The organism is Kitasatospora sp. NPDC088861 (genome assembly GCF_044750105.1).
GTDB lineage: Bacteria > Actinomycetota > Actinomycetes > Streptomycetales > Streptomycetaceae > Kitasatospora.
The window spans coordinates 48,109-66,484 of sequence record NZ_JBIVJF010000020.1; the positions used below are offsets into that span (position 1 = coordinate 48,109).

Annotated in this window: 13 protein-coding genes; 10 read left to right on the forward strand and 3 right to left on the reverse strand. The window is 73.0% G+C overall.

The window, feature by feature from the left end; translation table 11 throughout:
• The first annotated feature begins 56 nt into the window (after positions 1 to 56).
• On the forward strand, positions 57 to 1,559 hold the full coding sequence (gene hflX / locus ACIP37_RS27490; RefSeq protein ID WP_363584565.1) for a GTPase HflX: 1,503 nt from the start codon (positions 57 to 59) through the stop codon (positions 1,557 to 1,559).
• 157 nt (positions 1,560 to 1,716) lie between these two features.
• On the opposite strand, the gene ACIP37_RS27495 is transcribed toward hflX, so the two are convergent.
• Together ACIP37_RS27495 and ACIP37_RS27500 are read right to left on the reverse strand one after the other, a co-directional pair.
• On the reverse strand, positions 1,717 to 2,841 hold the full coding sequence (locus ACIP37_RS27495; RefSeq protein ID WP_400808560.1) for a trypsin-like serine peptidase: 1,125 nt from the start codon (positions 2,839 to 2,841) through the stop codon (positions 1,717 to 1,719).
• Between the two features lie 67 nt (positions 2,842 to 2,908).
• Positions 2,909 to 4,081 carry a hypothetical protein gene (locus tag ACIP37_RS27500; protein WP_363584561.1) on the reverse strand — a complete coding sequence of 391 codons (1,173 nt, stop codon included), beginning with the start codon at positions 4,079 to 4,081 and terminating at the stop codon, positions 2,909 to 2,911.
• 334 nt (positions 4,082 to 4,415) lie between these two features.
• Here ACIP37_RS27500 and ACIP37_RS27505 point away from each other — a divergent pair, with 334 nt between their 5' ends.
• Genes ACIP37_RS27505 through ACIP37_RS27525 form a run of 5 tightly spaced genes read left to right on the forward strand, consistent with a single transcriptional unit; the run spans position 4,416 to position 12,197 of the window.
• Entirely contained in the window at positions 4,416 to 6,212 is a 1,797-nt protein-coding gene (locus ACIP37_RS27505) for an IucA/IucC family protein (protein WP_363584559.1), read from the forward strand.
• Positions 6,209 to 6,778, forward strand: a complete 570-nt coding sequence (locus ACIP37_RS27510; RefSeq protein ID WP_363584558.1) for a GNAT family N-acetyltransferase — start codon at positions 6,209 to 6,211, stop codon at positions 6,776 to 6,778. The genes ACIP37_RS27505 and ACIP37_RS27510 overlap by 4 nt, the downstream gene beginning before the upstream one ends.
• A 9-nt stretch (positions 6,779 to 6,787) precedes the next feature.
• Complete coding sequence (locus tag ACIP37_RS27515; protein WP_400808556.1) at positions 6,788 to 8,242, forward strand: lysine N(6)-hydroxylase/L-ornithine N(5)-oxygenase family protein; 1,455 nt, start codon at positions 6,788 to 6,790, stop codon at positions 8,240 to 8,242.
• Complete coding sequence (locus ACIP37_RS27520) at positions 8,220 to 10,043, forward strand: IucA/IucC family protein (protein ID WP_400335081.1); 1,824 nt, start codon at positions 8,220 to 8,222, stop codon at positions 10,041 to 10,043. The genes ACIP37_RS27515 and ACIP37_RS27520 overlap by 23 nt, the downstream gene beginning before the upstream one ends.
• 12 nt (positions 10,044 to 10,055) lie before the next feature.
• Entirely contained in the window at positions 10,056 to 12,197 is a 2,142-nt protein-coding gene (locus tag ACIP37_RS27525) for an ATP-dependent DNA helicase (RefSeq protein ID WP_363630347.1), read from the forward strand.
• A 132-nt stretch (positions 12,198 to 12,329) separates the two neighbouring features.
• On the opposite strand, the gene lexA is transcribed toward ACIP37_RS27525, so the two are convergent.
• Entirely contained in the window at positions 12,330 to 13,115 is a 786-nt protein-coding gene (gene lexA, locus ACIP37_RS27530) for a transcriptional repressor LexA (RefSeq protein ID WP_371522837.1), read from the reverse strand.
• Positions 13,116 to 13,567: 452 nt separating this feature from the next.
• Here lexA and nrdR point away from each other — a divergent pair, with 452 nt between their 5' ends.
• The 4 genes from nrdR (at position 13,568) to ACIP37_RS27550 (ending at position 18,374) form a co-directional block, all read left to right on the forward strand.
• Positions 13,568 to 14,065: a transcriptional regulator NrdR gene (gene nrdR, locus ACIP37_RS27535; RefSeq protein WP_063349343.1), complete on the forward strand. Its 498-nt coding sequence runs from the start codon at positions 13,568 to 13,570 to the stop codon at positions 14,063 to 14,065.
• A gap of 203 nt (positions 14,066 to 14,268) precedes the next feature.
• Entirely contained in the window at positions 14,269 to 17,151 is a 2,883-nt protein-coding gene (locus tag ACIP37_RS27540; RefSeq protein ID WP_400808551.1) for a vitamin B12-dependent ribonucleotide reductase, read from the forward strand.
• Between the two features lie 173 nt (positions 17,152 to 17,324).
• Positions 17,325 to 18,089 (forward strand): SDR family oxidoreductase, encoded by a 765-nt coding sequence (locus ACIP37_RS27545; RefSeq protein ID WP_400808548.1) that lies wholly within the window; start codon positions 17,325 to 17,327, stop codon positions 18,087 to 18,089.
• A 48-nt stretch (positions 18,090 to 18,137) separates the two neighbouring features.
• Complete coding sequence (locus ACIP37_RS27550) at positions 18,138 to 18,374, forward strand: RNA polymerase subunit sigma-70 (protein WP_363584548.1); 237 nt, start codon at positions 18,138 to 18,140, stop codon at positions 18,372 to 18,374.
• The last annotated feature ends 2 nt before the right edge of the window (positions 18,375 to 18,376 follow it).

Genomic DNA, 18,376 nt, shown 5'->3' on the forward strand with positions numbered 1-18,376 from the left:
TGGGACCGCACAGGGCGGTCCCCACAGGCCATCCGCACCAGCGACCAAAGGACAGAATGACCTCCACGTCCGACACCCGCGACCACGCCGACGCCCCGCGCCGCCTGAACGGTCTGCGGGCGGAAGCCCTCATGGACGAGGACCTCGCGGCCATCGACGAGGACCGCGGCCACCACTACGACGGCGACCAGTACGACCGCAGCGAGCGTGCCGCCCTGCGCCGCGTCGCCGGCCTCTCCACCGAACTCGAAGACGTCACCGAGGTCGAGTACCGCCAGCTCCGCCTGGAGCGCGTGGTGCTCGTCGGCGTCTGGACGGACGGCACCCTGGAGGAGGCGGAGAACTCGATGGCCGAGCTCGCCGCCCTCGCCGAGACGGCCGGCTCCCAGGTGCTGGACGGCGTGATCCAGCGCCGCGACAAGCCCGACGCGGCCACCTACATCGGCTCCGGCAAGGCGAAGGAACTGCGCGACATCGTGGCGGCCACCGGCGCCGACACCGTGGTCTGCGACGGTGAGCTCACCCCCGGCCAGCTGATCCACCTGGAGGACGTGGTCAAGGTCAAGGTCGTCGACCGGACGGCCCTGATCCTGGACATCTTCGCCCAGCACGCCAAGTCCCGGGAGGGCAAGGCGCAGGTCTCGCTCGCGCAGATGCAGTACATGCTGCCGCGCCTGCGCGGCTGGGGTCAGTCGCTGTCCCGGCAGATGGGTGGTGGCGGCTCCGCCTCGTCCGGCGGCGGCATGGCGACCCGTGGTCCCGGTGAGACCAAGATCGAGACCGACCGGCGCCGGATCCGCGAGAAGATGGCGAAGCTCCGCCGCGAGATCGCCGAGATGAAGAAGGGCCGCGACACCAAGCGCCAGGAGCGCAAGCGCCACCAGGTGCCGTCGGTGGCCATCGCCGGGTACACCAACGCCGGCAAGTCGTCCCTGCTCAACCGGCTCACCGGGGCGGGCGTCCTGGTGGAGAACTCCCTGTTCGCCACCCTGGACCCGACCGTCCGCCGGGCCCAGACCCCGAGCGGGCGGCTCTACACCCTGGCCGACACCGTCGGCTTCGTCCGGCACCTGCCGCACCACCTGGTCGAGGCCTTCCGCTCGACCATGGAGGAGGTCGCCGACGCGGACCTCATCCTGCACGTGGTCGACGGCTCGCACCCCGAGCCGGAGACGCAGCTGGCCGCCGTCCGCGAGGTCATCGTCTCGGTCGACGCGCAGAACGTGCCGGAGATCGTGGTGATCAACAAGGCGGACGCCGCCGACCCGCACGTGCTGCAGCGCCTGCTGCTCCGCGAGCCGCACGCCATCGTGGTGTCGGCCCGCAGCGGCGAGGGCATCGAGGAGCTGCTGAAGCTCATCGACGACGAGCTGCCGCGCCCGGCGATCGAGGTGCGGGCCCTGGTGCCCTACACCCAGGGCGGGCTGGTCTCCCGGGTGCACGCCGAGGGCGAGCTGCTCGGCACCGAGCACACCGGCGAGGGCACGCTGCTGCACGCCAAGGTGCCGGCCGAGCTGGCCGCCGAACTGGAGCGCTACGCGGTGGCGCTGCAGGTCTGAGGCGACGGGCCGACGAAGGGCCCCCGGACGCGACCGTGATGCCGTTGGGCATCGCGCGAGCGTGCGGGGGCCCTTCGCGTGCGCGAGCGTGCGGGGCCGTGCGGGGGCTCGTCCGGGCGTCCGGGCGTCCGGGCGTCCGAGCGTGCGGGCGTGCGGGCTACTTCACGTTCTTGGCGAAGTAGTCGAAGGCCTGCTTCGCCTGGTCCTGGAGCGAGGGGCCGGCCAGGTACCCGGGCGGGTTGCGGCTGCCGATCGCGGTGACGCTGATCAGGTTGGGCTTGCCGTCCTTGGTGACGAACCAGCCGCCGCCGCTGGAGCCGCCGGTCACGGTGCAGCCGGTGACGTACATCGGCGGGCGGCTCCGGTCGGGGGAGAGCCTGGCCGGCGGGACCGGGGACTCGCAGCGGGAGAGCTCCAGGCCGTCGGACGGCCGATCGGTCGGGTAGCCGTACGCGGTCGCCGAGCCGATCTGCTCGCGCGGGGCGTTGAACCAGACCGGGACCGAGCCGCCGACCGCCTCCTCCAGCGACGCGCCGGAGCCGCCCTCGCCGCGCACCCGGATGATCCCGTAGTCGTACTGGTGGTGGGCGCCGACGCCGTCCTCCCCGAGCCAGGTCGGCGACACCAGCGCGCGCACCGCCACCCACCGGCCGTACGGCGCGGCCTGCTGCTCGGTGAGCGGTTTGCCGCGGGCCGCCTGGCCGTCCCGGTTGAAACCGGGCACGAAGGTGATGTTCCGCAGCCAGCCGCCACCCTTGCCGTCGTGCAGGCAGTGCGCGGCGGTGTAGACGAGGTTGCTGCGGCCCGGGTTGGCCGGGTCGGAGACCACCGTCGCGGAGCAGACCGCGTCGCCCTGGGGCGTGGTGACGAAGAGCCGGCCGACCACGGCGGTGGCCGGGCCGTACGGGTGCGGCTGCGGCGTGGCCGCGACGGCCGCGGGCGGGGCGTCCGGCCGGCCGCCGTCCGGTGCGGCGGTGAGCGGGTACTCCGGGGTGGGCCGGCCCTTGGCGGCGGCCATCCGGGTGGTCGACCAGAAGCCCGGGGCCACCTCGTTGGCGAAGCCGCTGCCGGAGACGAACCGGGCCCAGTCCTCCACCTTCCAGCCCGTCAGGTCGCCCAGGCTGGTGGGCGCCGAGGTGGGGAGGGCGGGCGGTGGCGCGGCCGCCGCGGCGCCGGAGTCGTCCGGCCCGCAGGCGGTCGCGGCGAGCGCGAGCACGGCGAGCACCGCGGCGCCGGTCGGTCCGGATCGGCGCCGCGGTCCGCGGCCGGTGTGCTTCGGCATGCTGCATCGTCCCCCGGGGGCGGCCTCCGCCGCCCGTACGGCTTGGTCCGGTCCGACCGGAAAGGGCCTACGGCTTCTTGGAGATCCAGTCCAGCGCCTGCTTGGCGACCGTCTCCAGGTACGGGCCGCTCAGCGAGGTGTGGTCCTCGGTGCCGATGGACGTGTTGCTGACCAGGGCGGTCTTCCCGTCCGGCATGGTGGCGAACCAGCCGCCGCCGCTGGAGCCCTGGGTCATGTTGCAGCCGATGGTGAGCATCGACGGGCGCTTGGCGTCGAACGACAGCCGGGTCGGCTTGCCGCCGTCGCACCTGTACAGCTCCTGGCCGTCGAACGGCTTGTAGAGCGGGTAGCCGACCGCCGCGACGGACACCTTGTCGCGCGGGGCGTCGAACCAGACCGGGACGGCCGAACCGACCGTCTCCTCCAGCGACTTGCCGGAGTCGTTCTGGTTGTGCACCCGCATGACGGCGAAGTCGTACTGGTTCGCGGCGTCACCGGTGCCGCCGCCCTCGACCATCCACTGCGGCGAGGTGGTGACCAGGTCGGCCCACCAGGTGCCCAGCGGGGCCAGTTCGGACAGCGGGGCCTTCTTGCCGCCGCTGGAGGCGCCCGAGTTGTTGTAGGCGGGAACGAAGACCAGGTCCTTGAAGAAGTCGCCGCCCTTGCCCGCGTGCACGCAGTGGCCGGCCGTCCAGACCAGATTGCTCCTGCCCGGGTGCTGCGGGTCGGTGATCACCGTCGCCGAGCAGTTGCCCCGGCCGCCCTGGGCACTGAAGAACACCTTCCCGGACGGCTGCTTGGTGTACGGGCGGGGCACCGGCACGGCCTTGACCACCGGCGGGTCCGGGTCCGTCACGCCGTTGTCGGCGGCCGGCTTGGCGGTGGGCGGGGCCGGATCGGCGGGCTTGGAGTCGCCCATCTTGTCCGGGTTCCAGAAGTCCTTCACCACCGGGTTGTTGAAGACGTGCTTGGACGCCCACGAGTCCCAGTCCTCGAACTTCCACTTCTTCAGGTCGTCCCAGGACTTCGGCAGGCCCTCCAGCAGACTGGTCGGGATGCCCGACGGGAGGGTGATCCCGCCGATCACGCCGCCCCCCGGGGCGGCGGTGCCGGACGCGGGCGGCGGCGCGGCGCTGCCGCCCCCGTCGCCCGCCGGGCCGTCCGGCCCGCAGGCGCTCGCCGCGAGCAGCGCCCCCGTGACGAGGGCGACGGCCATGGCTGACCGGTGGATCGATGGCATGTGTGCGCTTCCCCCTGTGCTCGATCGGGCTGTCGTGCGGCGACTCGCCGCTGTGGAGTCTTCCACCGGTCACCAGGACGGCGGCGGTCGCCCCCCGGGTTGCGGCCCCGACCGGAGGTCACCGATCCGTGACGTGGCCGCCGACGGCCCGTCGGCCCAGCAGGGCCCCGCGCGCCGGACGCGGACAATCCCCGATCTTCACCCGGACGAGTGAGTCAACCTTGTGATCACCCGTCAGGGATAGGTAACCCTTACCTGACGCGACGGTGCGAGCGCCCGCCGATCCTCTCCACCACCCGTGCGTCCGCACCCCCACGCGCCCCAAGGAGCAGCCTTGAGCACCGCCCTCACCGGAGCCCCGCCCGCCCCGCTGCTGCCCGCGGACCGGCCGGCCGAGCCCGATCCGCTGCTGCACCCGGACCCCGCCGTCGCCGCCGAACAGGCCGCACTGGAAGCCCTGCTGCGCTGCTGGACGCGCGAGACCGGCGCCCGCCCCGGCCCCGACGGCCGGCTGCGGATCGCCGTCCTCGGCGGCGCCGCCCGGCTCTCCGCCCCCGTCCGCTACTGGTCGCCCGGCGGCTGGCACCGGTTCGGCCCCGCCGTCCTCTCCGCCGGGGAGGGCACCGCCGACGCCCCCGTGGACGCCGTCACCACCGCCGCGCTGCTCGCCGCCGCGGCCGCCGACCGCCCCGACCCCGGGCAGGTCGCCGACCTCGCCGCCCGGGTCGCCGACTCGGTCGTCCGCACCGCCGACATCCTCGCCCACCGCCGCACCGCCGCCCCCGCCGGCGGCCCGGAACGCTCGCACTTCCTCGCCGCCGAACAGTCCCTGCTGCTCGGCCACCCGCTGCACCCCACCCCGAAGAGCCGCGACGGCCTCGGCCCGGCCCAGAGCGCCGCCTACTCGCCCGAACTGCACGGCTCCTTCCAACTCCACTGGTACGCGGTCCACCGCGACCTGCTCGCCGCCGGCTCCGCCCTCACCGAGAGCGCCGACCGGATCACCGCGGACCTGCTCGGGGACCATGCCGCCCTGCCGCCCGGCACCGCCGCCCTGCCGCTGCACCCCTGGCAGGCCCGCGAACTCGCCCACCGCCCGGCCGTCGCCGCCCTGCTCGCCGACGGGCTGCTGCACGACCTCGGCCCGGCCGGCGAACCCTGGCACCCCACCTCCTCGGTGCGCACCGTCTACCGCCCCGGCACCCCCTGGATGTTCAAGCTCTCGCTCGGCCTGCGGATCACCAACTCCCGCCGGGAGAACCTGCGCAAGGAACTCCACCGCGGCCTGGAGGTGCACCGGCTGCTGGAGAGCGGCCTGGCCGCCGAATGGCACCGCGCCCACCCCGGCTTCGACATCGTCCGCGACCCGGCCTGGATCGGCGTCGACCACCCCGCCCTCGGCGACCCGGGCGGCCTGGACACCGTGCTGCGCGCCCAGCCCTTCGCCCCCGCCGACCGCGCGCTGTGCGTCGCCGGGCTGGTCGCCGAACAGCCGCTCGGCACCGGCGACACCGTGCCGTCCCGGCTCGGCGACACCCTGCGGGCGCTCGCCGTCCGCTGCGGCCGTCCGCTGCGGACCGTCGCCGCCGAATGGTTCCTGCGCTACCTGGACGCCGTCGTGCTGCCCGTCCTCTGGCTGGACGGCACGGCCGGCATCGCCCTGGAGGCGCACCAGCAGAACAGCCTCGTCCTGCTCGACGCCGACGGCTGGCCCAGCGGAGGCCGCTACCGCGACAACCAGGGCTACTACTACCGGGAGAGCGCCGCCGACCGGCTCACCGCGCGGCTGCCCGGGCTCGGCGAGCACAGCGACACCTTCCTGCCCGACGAGGTGATCGACCACCACTTCGCCTACTACCTCGGCATCAACCACGTCCTCGGCCTGGTCGGCGCCTTCGGCAGCCAGGGGCTCGCCGACGAGACCGTGCTGCTGGCCGGGCTGCGCCGCTTCCTGGCCGGCCCGCGGGCCGCCGCCACCGGCTCGGCGCTGCCCGGGCTGCTGCTCGACGCGCCCACCCTGCCGTGCAAGGCCAACCTGCTCACCCGGATCAACGGCCTGGACGAACTGGTCGGCCCGGTCGCCACCCAGTCCGTCTACGTGGACATCCCCAACCCGCTGGCGGGCGCATGAGCCTGCTCGACGACCCGCCGGGATGGGGCGCGATCCCCACCCCGGCCGGCGAGTTCCGGCTCAGCCCGGTCCGGCTGCCCGCCGACCTGGACCTGCTCGCCGGGTGGATGAACGACCCCGAGATCGCCGCGTTCTGGCAGCTCGCCGGGCCGCCCGACGCCACCGAACGGCACCTCCGGGCCCAACTCGACGGCGACGGCCGCAGCGTGCCCTGCCTCGGCCTGCTCGACGGCGCCCCGACGAGCTACTGGGAGGTCTACCGCGCCGACCTCGACCCGCTCGCCCGGCACTACCCGGCCCGGCCGCACGACACCGGCGTCCACCTCCTGCTCGGCCCCGCCGAGAGCCGCGGCCGGGGCCTCGGCGCCGTCCTGCTGGCCGCCCTCGCCGAGCGGATCCTGCGGCAACGGCCCCGCTGCGAACGGGTCGTCGCCGAACCGGACGTCCGCAACCGGCGCTCCGTCCGGGCCTTCGAACGGGCCGGATTCCGGCTGGACACCGAACTCGACCTGCCCGACAAGCGCGCCGCCCTGATGGTCCGTGCCCGCGTCCCCTTCGTCGCCTAGGACACCCCCGTGGACACCCCAGCACCCCAGCCGCCGTACGACCTGCTCGGCGTCGGCATCGGCCCCTTCAACCTCTCGCTCGCCGCGCTCGCCGCGCCCGTCCCCGGCCTGCGCACGCTCTTCTGCGACCAGCGCCCGGAGTTCCGCTGGCACCCCGGCATGCTGGTGGACGGGGCCCGGATGCAGGTGCCGTTCCTCGCCGACCTGGTCTCCCTCGTCGACCCGACCAACCCGTGGTCCTTCCTCAACTACCTGCGCGACCAGGACCGGCTCTTCCCGTTCTACTTCGCCGAGCGCTTCCAACTGCCCCGCCGCGAGTACGACCACTACTGCCGGTGGGCCGCCGAACGGCTCGCCAACTGCCACTTCGGCACCGAGGTCACCGCCCTGCACTGGGAAGCCCCGCACTTCCGGGCCGAGCTGACCGACACCGCGACCGGGCGGCGGACCGAGGTGCACGCCCGCAACCTCGCCCTCGGCGTCGGCACCCGGCCCGTCCTGCCCGAGGCCTTCACCGCCCTCGACGGTCACCCGCGCGCCTTCCACTCCGCCGACTACCTGGACCGCCGCGGCGACCTCGTCGGCGCCCGGGACATCACCGTGGTCGGCAGCGGGCAGTCCGGCGCCGAGGTCTTCCTCGACCTGCTCCGCCGCCACGACGGCGACGGCGTCCGGCTGCGCTGGCTCACCCGGACCAGGGCGCTCGCGCCGATGGAGTACTCCAAGCTCGGCCTGGAGCACTTCACCCCCGACTACACCCGCTACTTCCACAGCCTGCCCGAACCCGTCCGGGACACCCTGGTCGCCGCCCAGTGGCAACTCCACAAGGCCGCCAGCGCCGAAACCCTCGCCGAGATCCACGACCACCTCTACGAACGCACCATCGGCCGCCCGATCGACACCGCCCCGGTCGACATCACCCCCGGCACCGCCGTCACCGAAGCCCGCCCCGGCCCCTGCGGCGGCCTCGAACTGCACTGCCGGCACGGCGACTCCGGCGCCGAACACGTCCTGCGCACCGACGCCGTGGTGCTCGCCACCGGCTACCGGGCCGCCCGGCCGGCCGCGCTCGAACCGCTCGCCCGGCTGATCGACTGGGACCGGGGCGGGCGCTACCGGGTCGACCTCGACCACCGGGTCGCCACCCGGCCCGAACTCACCGGCGGCCTCTACGTCCAGAACGCCGAACTGCACACCCACGGCGTCGGCGCCCCCGACCTGGGACTCGGCGCCCACCGGGCCGCCGTGATCCTCAACGCCGTCACCGGTCGGACCGTCCACCGGCTGCCCGCCCGCACCGCCTGGACCGGCTTCGCGCCGCCCGGGACCGCCCCCGCCGCGGGCGCCGCCGCTGCCGCCGCTGCCGCCGCTGCCGCCGCTGCCGCCGAGGGCACCCCCACCGAGAGCACCCCCACCGTCCCCCGTCCCCAGGAGCTGACCCGTGCCGCAACCGTCGGCCGCTGAACCGCCGTTGTACCTGCCCCCGCACCTGACCGCCGGGCACTGGCGGCGGGCCGGGCGCGCCCTGCTGGCCAAGATGCTCGGCGAGTTCGCCTACGAGGAACTGCTCACGCCCGTCCGCGCCGCCGCCGACGGCGAGTACCTGCTCTGGCTGCCCGAGGCCGAGTACCGCTTCACCGCCCGCCGCGGCGCGTACGGAAGCTGGCGGGTCGACCCGGAGTCGGTCCGCTGCTCCGACCCGGACGGCCTCGACCCGCTGCGCTTCCTCCCGCACGCCCGGCACGCCCTCGGCCTGCGCGGCGAGACCACCGGCCACCTGATCCGCGAACTCACCGCCACCCTGACCGCCGACGCGCACCAGCTCGCCACCGCGCTCACCGCCGCCGAACTCGCCGACCTCGACCACCCCGCCCTGGAGGGCCGCCAGGACGGCCACCCCTGGATCGTCCCCAACAAGGGCCGGATCGGCTTCTCCGCCACCGACGCCGCCCGCTGGGCCCCGGAGGCCCGCACCCCGCGCCCGCTGCCCTGGATCGCCGTCCACCGCCGGCTCGCCGAGTACCGCGGCGTGCCCGGCCTGGAGCGGCCCGAGCAGCTGTACGCCCGCGAACTCGACGACCCGGACGCGCTGCGCGCCGCCCTCGGCCCGGCCGCCGACGACTACCTGCTGCTGCCCGTCCACCCCTGGCAGTGGGACGAGACGATCGTCCCGCTGTTCGCACCCTGGATCGCCTCCGGCGAGATCGTCCCGCTGCCCTCCGACGGCGACCCACGGCTGCCCCAGCAGTCCATCCGCTCCTTCTTCAACACCGCCCACCCCGAGCGCTGCACCGTCAAACTGCCGCTGTCCGTCCTCAACACCCTGGTCTGGCGCGGCCTGCCCACCGAACGCACCCTCGCCGCGCCCGCCGTCACCGCCTGGATCCACGGTCTGCGCGACGCCGACCCGTACCTGCGCGACGAGTGCCGGGTGATCCTGCTCGGCGAGATCGCCTCCGTCACCGTCGACCACCCGCTCTACCGAGAGCTGCCCGAGGCGCCCTACCAGTACAAGGAACTCCTCGGCGCGATCTGGCGCGAACCCCTCGGCCCCTTCCTGGCCGGCGGCGAACGCGCCCGCACCCTGGCCGCCCTGCTGCAGACCGGCTCCGACGGCCGGGCGCTCGCCGCCGAACTGATCGCCCGCTCCGGGCTCACTCCCGCCGCCTGGACCGGCCGGCTGTTCGGCGCGGTGCTGCCGCCGCTGCTGCACTTCCTCTACCGGTACGGGCTGGTCTTCTCCCCGCACGGCGAGAACGCCATCGTCGTCTTCGACGAGCACGACGCGCCGACCAGGCTCGCGGTCAAGGACTTCGTCGACGACGTCAACCTCAGCGACCAGGACCTGCCCGAACTGCGCGACCTGCCCGCCGAGGTCGACGACGTCCTGCTGCGGGACGGCCCTCAGGGGCTCTGCCAGTTCCTCCACTCCGGGCTGTTCATCGGCGTCCTGCGCTACCTCGCCCCGCTGCTGGAGGCGCAGACCGGGCTGCCCGAGGCCGAGTTCTGGGCCCTGCTGCGGGCCGAGATCCGCCGCTACCAGGACCGCTTCCCCGGCCTGGGCGAGCGCTTCGAGCTGTTCGACCTGTTCCGGCCGCGGATCGACCGGCTCTGCCTCAACCGCAACCGGTTGCTGCTCGACGGCTACCAGGACCGCCCGCACCGCCCGCACGCCGCCCGGTACGGGACCGTCCCCAACGCCCTGGTGACCCTGGAGGCGGATCTTCCCGGGCGACGGAGCCGGATTGTCACCCCCGCCCCGTAGGCTGGGAGGGTCATGACGAACGACTCCGAAACCCAGCTCCCCGGCGAGACCGAGCTCCCTGGCGAGGACGGCGGCGCCGCCGCCGACGTCGAGGAAGCCGTCGCCGTCCCGCGCTCCCGCATCCCCGACCTGCTGCACGCCGCGGTGGCGGCCGTCGGCGGCGTCGAGCGCCCCGGTCAGGTCCGGATGGCCGAGGCCGTCGCCGACGCCGTCGACAACGCCGAGCACCTGCTCGTCCAGGCCGGCACCGGCACCGGGAAGTCCCTCGCCTACCTGGTGCCCGCGCTCGCCCACGGGGACCGCGTGGTGGTCGCCACCGCCACCCTGGCGCTGCAACGCCAGCTCGTCGAACGGGACTTGCCGCGCACGGTCGAGGCGCTGCACCCGGTGCTGCGCCGCCGCCCGCTGTTCGCGATGCTCAAGGGCCGCTCCAACTACCTGTGCCTGCACCGGGCCAACGAGGGCACCCCGAGCGACGAGGGCGAGGGCCTGTTCGACGCGGCCGAGGCGCTCGGCGGGCCCGCCAGCAAGCTCGGGCAGGACGTGCTGCGGCTGCGCGAGTGGGCCGACGAGACCGACACCGGGGACCGGGACGACCTCAGCCCCGGCGTCTCCGACAAGGCCTGGGCCCAGCTGGCGGTCACCTCCAAGGAGTGCCTGGGCGCCACCCGCTGCGCGTACGGGCAGGAGTGCTTCGCCGAGAAGGCCCGGGAGCGGGCCAAGCTGGCCGACGTCGTGGTCACCAACCACGCGATGCTCGCGATCGACGCGATCGAGGGCGCGCCGGTGCTGCCCGAGCACGGGCTGCTGATCGTCGACGAGGCGCACGAGCTGGTCAACCGGGTCACCGGCGCGGCCACCGCCGAACTGACCGTCGGCGCGGTCAACCGGGCGGTCAAGCGCGCCGCCCGGCTCGCCAACGAGAAGGCCGTGGACGCCTTGCAGGCCGCCGCCGAGAACTACCACGGCCTGATGGAGACCGCCCAGCCCGGCCGGGTCGAGGAACTGCCCGAGTACCTGGCGTACGCGGTCACCTCGATCCGGGACGCCGCCCGCCAGGTGATCAGCTCGCTCGGCGAGACCCGCGACAAGGGGCTCAGCGACGAGGACGCCGTCCGCAAGCAGGCGATGGCCTCCGCCGAGTCGCTGCACGAGACCGCCGAGCGGCTGCTGGAGGACTCCGAGTACGACGTGGTCTGGATCGAGCGCAGCGACCGCTTCGGCATGGGCACCGGCTCGCTGCGGGTCGCGCCGCTCAGCGTCTCCGGGCTGCTGCGCGAGGGCCTCTACAAGGAGCGCTCGGTGGTGCTCACCTCGGCCACCCTCAAGCTCGGCGGGGACTTCAACGGCGTCGCCGCCTCCGTCGGCCTGCCCTCGGACTCCCGGCTGCCGGACCAGCGCACCCCCGGGGACAATCCTTCGGCCGGTTCCGGGTTCGGCGAGGACGCGGTGCCGCACTGGCGCGGCATCGACGTCGGCTCGCCGTTCAAGTACCCCAAGCAGGGCATCCTGTACGTCGCCCGGCACCTCGCAGATCCCGGCCGCGATCCCGAACGGCCGGACATGCTGGACGAGTTGGCGGAGCTGATCGGCGCGGCCGGCGGGCGCACGCTGGGCCTGTTCTCCTCGATGCGCGGCGCCCAGACGGCCGCCGAGGCGCTGCGGGAGCGGCTGGACAACCGGATCCTGCTCCAGGGGGAGGACACCCTGGGCGAGTTGATCCGGGAGTTCGCCTCGGACGCGTCCACCTGCCTGTTCGGCACGCTCTCGCTCTGGCAGGGCGTGGACGTGCCCGGCTCGGCCTGCCAGCTGGTCGTGATGGACCGCATCCCGTTCCCCCGGCCGGACGACCCGCTGATGAGCGCCCGCCAGAAGGACGTCGAACAGCGTGGCGGGAACGGCTTCATGGCCGTCGCGGCGACGCATGCGGCGCTGCTGATGGCGCAGGGCGCCGGCCGGCTGGTGCGCGCGGCCGAGGACCGGGGCGTGGTCGCGGTGCTCGACCCGCGGGTGGAGACCAAGCGGTACGGGAGCTTCTTCCGCTCCTCGATGCCGGAGTTCTGGTACACCACGGACCGCAACCAGGTGCGCCGCTCGCTGGCGGCGATCGACGCCTCGGCGCCGCCGGTCAAGCCGGTGGTGAAGCGGGGCTGAGCGGTGCGGTGATCCGGGGTTCCGTCCAGCCCGCCCCCGGGGCCGAGGCGGGGCCCGGAAGCCCCGGAGACGCCGGAGGGGCTCCCCGCGACCGCGCGGTGGAGCCCCTTCCCGCTGGGTGCGCGCGAGGCGTCAGAGGCGGCGCAGGACCGCGACCACCTTGCCCAGGATGGTGGCGTTGTCGCCGTTGATCGGCTCGTACGCCGGGTTGTGCGGCATCAGCCAGATCCGGCCGTCCTCGCGCTTGAGCCGCTTGACCGTGGCCTCGCCGTCGATCATCGCGGCCACGATGTCGCCGTTCTCGGCGACCGGCTGCCGGCGCACGGTGACCCAGTCGCCGTCGCAGATGGCCGCCTCGATCATCGAGTCGCCGCGCACGGTGAGCGCGAACAGCTCGCCCTCGCCGACCAGCTGGCGGGGCAGCGGGAAGACGTCCTCGACCGTCTGCTCGGCCAGGATCGGGCCGCCGGCGGCGATCCGGCCGACCAGCGGCACGTACGAGGTGGACGGCCGGCCGGCCGTCTCGGCGGTGTTCGGGCGGGCCACCTCGACGCCGCGGACCTCGTAGGCGCGCGGGCGGTGCGGGTCGCGGCGCAGGAAGCCCTTGCGCTCCAGGGCCATCAGCTGGTGGGCGACCGAGGAGGTGCTGGACAGGCCGACGGCCTGGCCGATCTCGCGCATGGACGGCGGGTAGCCGCGGCGCTGGACGGAGTCCCGGATGACCTCGATCACGCGGCGCTGGCGCTCGGTGAGACCGGCCTCGTCGGTGCGGATGCCGGGGGGGCGGCCGGGCAGCGCGCGGGTGGGCGCCTGGTGGGCGTCATCGAGCGCGGGGGAGTGTTCGATCGGCTGGTCGGGAACGCGGCCCGTGCTGGAAAGGGCCGGGCCGGAGAGGCGCTGGTCTTCGCTACGGTCCATGCTGATGTCCACGCTCTGCTGATTCGTGGTGCGCTGCCCCACCTTGAACTGGGAGTGTTCCTGCACCGGGATGGTGTTGCTTTCGATGGTGTTCACGGCGGCCCCTCTCGACGGCTGTCCTCTCCCCTTTTCCAGCCCAACGCCCCTCCTATCGAAAGGTTGCGCCAAACACACGTTCGAGTGAATTATTCGAGAGTTGGCTGACTCGATCAAGGCTTTGCTGTACATCGAGGTTGTGCATCGAGTAAATGTTCGAGCGGATCTCGACTTCGGCAGTCTAATCGGTGCCGACACGCCAGGGGTGGCGCTTCCCCCGGAGACCTACATCTAGTGGCTACAGTCCTCTCCGTGCCCAGTACTAGTGGTTGCGGCGCATGATCAGCTTGCCGAGGCCGGGGTCGCATCGCATAGACTCAACAGGTCCGCACGTCCTGCCAGGGAGGGATCCTCAGGTGCACTGCCCCTTCTGCCGGCACTCCGACAGCCGTGTTGTCGACAGCCGGACCAATGAGGACGGCAGCTCGATCCGCCGTCGTCGGCAGTGCCCGGACTGCGGCCGCCGCTTCACCACCGTGGAGACGGCCGCGCTGATGGTCATCAAGCGCAGCGGGGTCACCGAACCCTTCTCCCGGGAGAAGGTCATCACCGGCGTCCGCAAGGCCTGTCAGGGCCGCCCGGTCACCGAGGACGCCCTCGCCCAGCTCGGCCAGCGGGTCGAGGAGTGCGTGCGCGCCACCGGCAACGCCGAGCTGACCACCCACGACGTCGGGCTGGCCATACTCGGCCCGCTCAAGGAGCTCGACGTGGTCGCCTTCCTGCGCTTCGCCAGCGTGTACCAGGCGTACGACGGACTGGAAGACTTCGAGGCCGCCATCGCGGAACTCCGCGCCGAACGGCCCGTCCCCGAGGCGGACGGCACCTGCGTGCCCGTCGCCGCCGCCGCGCCCTAGGAGGCGCCGGCACCCGGCCCCCTGGCGGGCCTTGCTGCACCACGGGTCCCACGGGGCCCACGCATGCCCGAAAAAAGGGCACAGAACACAACAAACCGTGCGCAAGCAGGCGAGGTCTCCGCCTGCCCGCACACCGGAAGAACGAACCAGCGGTGCCCGGACTTTTCGGGGCACCTCGGGCGTTTGCCCAGGAGGAGGAAGAAGTGACAGACACCACGAGCGGTTCCGCACGCGGGTCGAAGTCCGACAAGACCACGGCCAAGGGCGGCGGCAAGGCGCCCAAGGGCGGTCTGCGGATCGGGCGCATCTACACCACTCCTGGCGTGCACCCGTACGACGAGGTGCGCTGGGAGCGCCGCGACGTCGTCATGACCAACTGGCGCGACGGGTCCATCAACTTCGAGCAGCGCGGCGTCGAGTTCCCCGACTTCTGGTCGGTCAACGCCGTCAACATCGTCACGTCCAAGTACTTCCGCGGCGCCGTCGGCACTCCCCAGCGCGAGTGGAGCCTCAAGCAGATCATCGACCGCGTGGTGCTCACCTACCGCGCCGCCGGCGAGAAGCACGGCTACTTCGCCACCAAGGACGACGCCGAGATCTTCGAGCACGAGCTGACGCACGCCCTCCTCCACCAGGTGTTCAGCTTCAACTCGCCGGTCTGGTTCAACGTCGGCACCAAGCAGCCCCAGCAGGTCAGCGCCTGCTTCATCCTGTCCGTCGACGACTCCATGGAGTCGATCCTCGACTGGTACAAGGAAGAGGGCATGATCTTCAAGGGCGGCTCCGGCGCCGGCCTCAACCTCTCCCGCATCCGCTCCTCGAAGGAACTGCTGTCCTCCGGCGGCAACGCCTCCGGCCCGGTCTCCTTCATGCGCGGCGCCGACGCCTCCGCCGGCACCATCAAGTCCGGCGGCGCCACCCGCCGCGCGGCGAAGATGGTCGTGCTCGACGTCGACCACCCCGACGTCGAGGCCTTCATCGAGACCAAGGTGAAGGAGGAGGAGAAGATCCGCGCCCTGCGCGACGCCGGCTTCGACATGGACCTCGGCGGCGACGACATCACCTCCGTCCAGTACCAGAACGCCAACAACTCCGTCCGCGTCTCCGACGAATTCATGACCGCCGTCGAGAACGGCACCGAATTCGGCCTGCGCGCCCGGATGACCGGCGAGGTCATCGAGACCGTCGACGCCAAGAAGCTGTTCCGCAAGATGGCCGAGGCCGCCTGGGCCTGCGCCGACCCCGGAATCCAGTACGACTCCACCATCAACCACTGGCACACCTGCCCGGAGTCCGGCCGCATCAACGCGTCCAACCCCTGCTCCGAGTACATGCACCTGGACAACTCCAGCTGCAACCTCGCCTCGCTGAACCTGATGAAGTTCCTGCGCGATGACGACTCCTTCGACGCGGAGACCTTCGCCAAGGTCGTCGAGCTGGTCATCACCGCGATGGACATCTCCATCTGCTTCGCCGACTTCCCCACCGAGAAGATCGGCGAGACCACCCGCGCCTACCGCCAGCTCGGCGTCGGTTACGCCAACCTCGGCGCCCTGCTGATGGCCACCGGCCACGCCTACGACAGCGAGGGCGGCCGCGCCCTGGCCGGCGCCATCACCTCGCTGATGACCGGCACCGCCTACCGCCGCGGCGCCGAACTCGCCGGCGTCGTCGGCCCGTACGACGGCTACGCCCGCAACGCCGCCCCGCACCAGCTGGTCATGAAGCAGCACGCGGACGCCTCGCTCGCCGCCGTCTCGCTCGACGACCTGGACGCCCCGGTCTGGGCCGTGGCCAACGACACCTGGCAGGACGTCCTGCGGATCGGCGCGCAGAACGGTTTCCGCAACGCCCAGGCCTCGGTGCTCGCCCCCACCGGCACCATCGGCCTGATGATGGACTGCGACACCACCGGCGTCGAGCCGGACCTGGCGCTCGTCAAGTTCAAGAAGCTCGTCGGCGGCGGCTCGATGCAGATCGTCAACGGCACCGTGCCGCGCGCCCTCAAGCGCCTCGGCTACCAGGACGAGCAGATCGAGGCGGTCGTCGCCCACATCGCCGAGCACGGCAACGTGGTGGACGCCCCGGGCCTCAAGGCCGAGCACTACGAGGTCTTCGACTGCGCGATGGGCGAGCGGGTCATCTCGGCCATGGGCCACGTCCGGATGATGGCCGCGATCCAGCCCTGGATCTCCGGTGCGATCTCCAAGACCGTGAACATGCCGGCCTCCGCGACCATCGAGGACATCGAGGAGATCTACTTCGAGGCGTGGAAGATGGGCGTCAAGGCGCTCGCCATCTACCGCGAAAACTCGAAGGTCGGCCAGCCGCTCTCGGCCAAGAAGAAGGACTCCGAGGCCAAGGCCGAGGAGGCCCCGGCCGCCGCGGTCGAGAAGGTCGTCGAGTACCGCCCGGTCCGCAAGCGCCTGCCCAAGGGCCGCCCGGGCATCACCACCTCCTTCACGGTCGGTGGCGCCGAGGGCTACATGACCGCCAACTCCTACCCGGACGACGGCCTCGGCGAGGTCTTCCTCAAGATGTCCAAGCAGGGCTCGACCCTCGCGGGCATGATGGACGCCTTCTCCATCGCCGTCTCGGTCGGCCTGCAGTACGGCGTGCCGCTGGAGACCTACGTCTCGAAGTTCACCAACATGCGCTTCGAGCCGGCCGGTCTGACCGACGACCCGGACGTGCGGATGGCGCAGTCGATCGTCGACTACATCTTCCGCCGCCTGGCGCTCGACTTCCTGCCGTTCGAGACCCGTTCGGCGCTCGGCATCCACTCCGTCGAGGAGCGCCAGCGCCACCTGGACACGGGCTCCTACGAGCCGCTGGAGGCCGAGGAGCTCGACACCGAGTCGCTCGCCCAGTCGGCGCCGGTGGTCGCCACCCCGGCCCCCGCCGTCGAGGCGCCCAAGGCCCCCAAGGCCTCCCCGGCGCAGGCCCACAACTCCACGGAGCTGATCGAGATCCAGCTCGGCCTCAACGCCGACGCCCCGCTCTGCTTCTCCTGCGGCACCAAGATGCGCCGCGCCGGCAGCTGCTACCTCTGCGAGGGCTGCGGCTCCACCAGCGGCTGCAGCTGACCGCCGGTACTGACCCCGCGCGGGTGAGCCACCGCTGAGGCGGGGCGAGGACTTCACGTCCTCGCCCCGCCTCTTCTCGTTTGTCCGGGCACTTCGCGGACGCCGATGTCACGGATGGGGGCGGTGGGCGGTCGGTAGGGGTGACGGCGTTCGGCGGGAGGAGTGGTGTGGTGATGGGGACGGTGCTGGTGACCGGGGCGACGGGGGTTCTGGGGCGGGAGGTGGTGCGGCTGCTGGTCGCGCGCGGGGTGGCGGTGCGGGGGTTGAGCCGGCGGGTGCGGAGCGGGGGCGCGGGGGTCGAGTGGGTGGTCGGGGACCTGGTGACCGGGGAGGGGGTCGCCGGGGCGGTGGCGGGGGTCGAGGTGGTGGTGGACTGCGCGACCACGGTGGGGCGGAAGGACGTGGCCGCGGTCCGGACGCTGGTGGCGGAGGCCGGGAGGGCGGGGGCGCGGCACCTGCTGTACGTGTCGATCGTCGGGGTCGACCGGGTGCCGATCCCGTACTACCGGGCGAAGCTCGCCTGTGAGCGGGTGGTGCGGGAGTCGGGGCTGGGGTGGACGGTGCTGCGGGCGACGCAGTTCCACGACCTGTTGCTGAGGATCTTCGACGTGTCGGCGCGGCTGCCGGTGTTCCCGGTGCCGGGCGGGGCGTGGGTCCAGCCGGTGGACGTGCGGGAGGTGGCCGTGCGGGTGGCGGAGCTGGTGGGGGAGGGGCCGGCCGGGTACGCGCCGGAGGTGGGCGGGCCGCGGGTGCGGCCGTACCGGGAGCTGGCCGAGGCCTACCTGCGGGCGTCGGGTCGGCGGCGGGTGCTGCTGCCGGTGCGGGTGCCGGGGGCCTCGGGGCGGGCGCTGCGGGCGGGCGGGAACCTCACCCCGGAGCGGAAGGTGGGCCGGGGGACCTTCGAGGAGGTGCTGGCGGAGCGGTTCGGCGACCACTGATGTCAACCAGGGTTGACATCGCCGCAACTGTCAACCACAGTTGACGCCATGAGTGAGAGCGGAGAACTCGCGGCCGCGGCGAGCAGCCGTGACCCCGCGGTCGGGCTCCGGGCGGTCCGCGCGCTGCGCGACCTGGCGGACCGCCTGGAAGGCCTGCAGGTGGGCAACGCCCGGTCGCGGGGCTGGTCCTGGCAGGACATCGCGGTTTGCCTCGGGGTCACCAGGCAGGCGGTGCACAAGAAGTACGCCCGGCGCGGGCCCGGCAAGGACCAGGACGGAGGCTGAAC

Excerpts from the sequence above, each read along its gene's own strand:
- hflX (WP_363584565.1), top strand. The coding sequence starts at position 57 with ATGACCTCCACGTCCGACACCCGCGACCACGCCGACGCCCCGCGCCGC.
- ACIP37_RS27495 (WP_400808560.1), bottom strand. The coding sequence starts at position 2,841 with ATGCCGAAGCACACCGGCCGCGGACCGCGGCGCCGATCCGGACCGACC.
- lexA (WP_371522837.1), bottom strand. The coding sequence starts at position 13,115 with ATGGACCGTAGCGAAGACCAGCGCCTCTCCGGCCCGGCCCTTTCCAGC.
- ACIP37_RS27525 (WP_363630347.1), top strand. The coding sequence starts at position 10,056 with ATGACGAACGACTCCGAAACCCAGCTCCCCGGCGAGACCGAGCTCCCT.
- ACIP37_RS27545 (WP_400808548.1), top strand. The coding sequence starts at position 17,325 with ATGGGGACGGTGCTGGTGACCGGGGCGACGGGGGTTCTGGGGCGGGAG.
- ACIP37_RS27550 (WP_363584548.1), top strand. The coding sequence starts at position 18,138 with ATGAGTGAGAGCGGAGAACTCGCGGCCGCGGCGAGCAGCCGTGACCCC.
- ACIP37_RS27510 (WP_363584558.1), top strand. The coding sequence starts at position 6,209 with ATGAGCCTGCTCGACGACCCGCCGGGATGGGGCGCGATCCCCACCCCG.
- ACIP37_RS27500 (WP_363584561.1), bottom strand. The coding sequence starts at position 4,081 with ATGCCATCGATCCACCGGTCAGCCATGGCCGTCGCCCTCGTCACGGGG.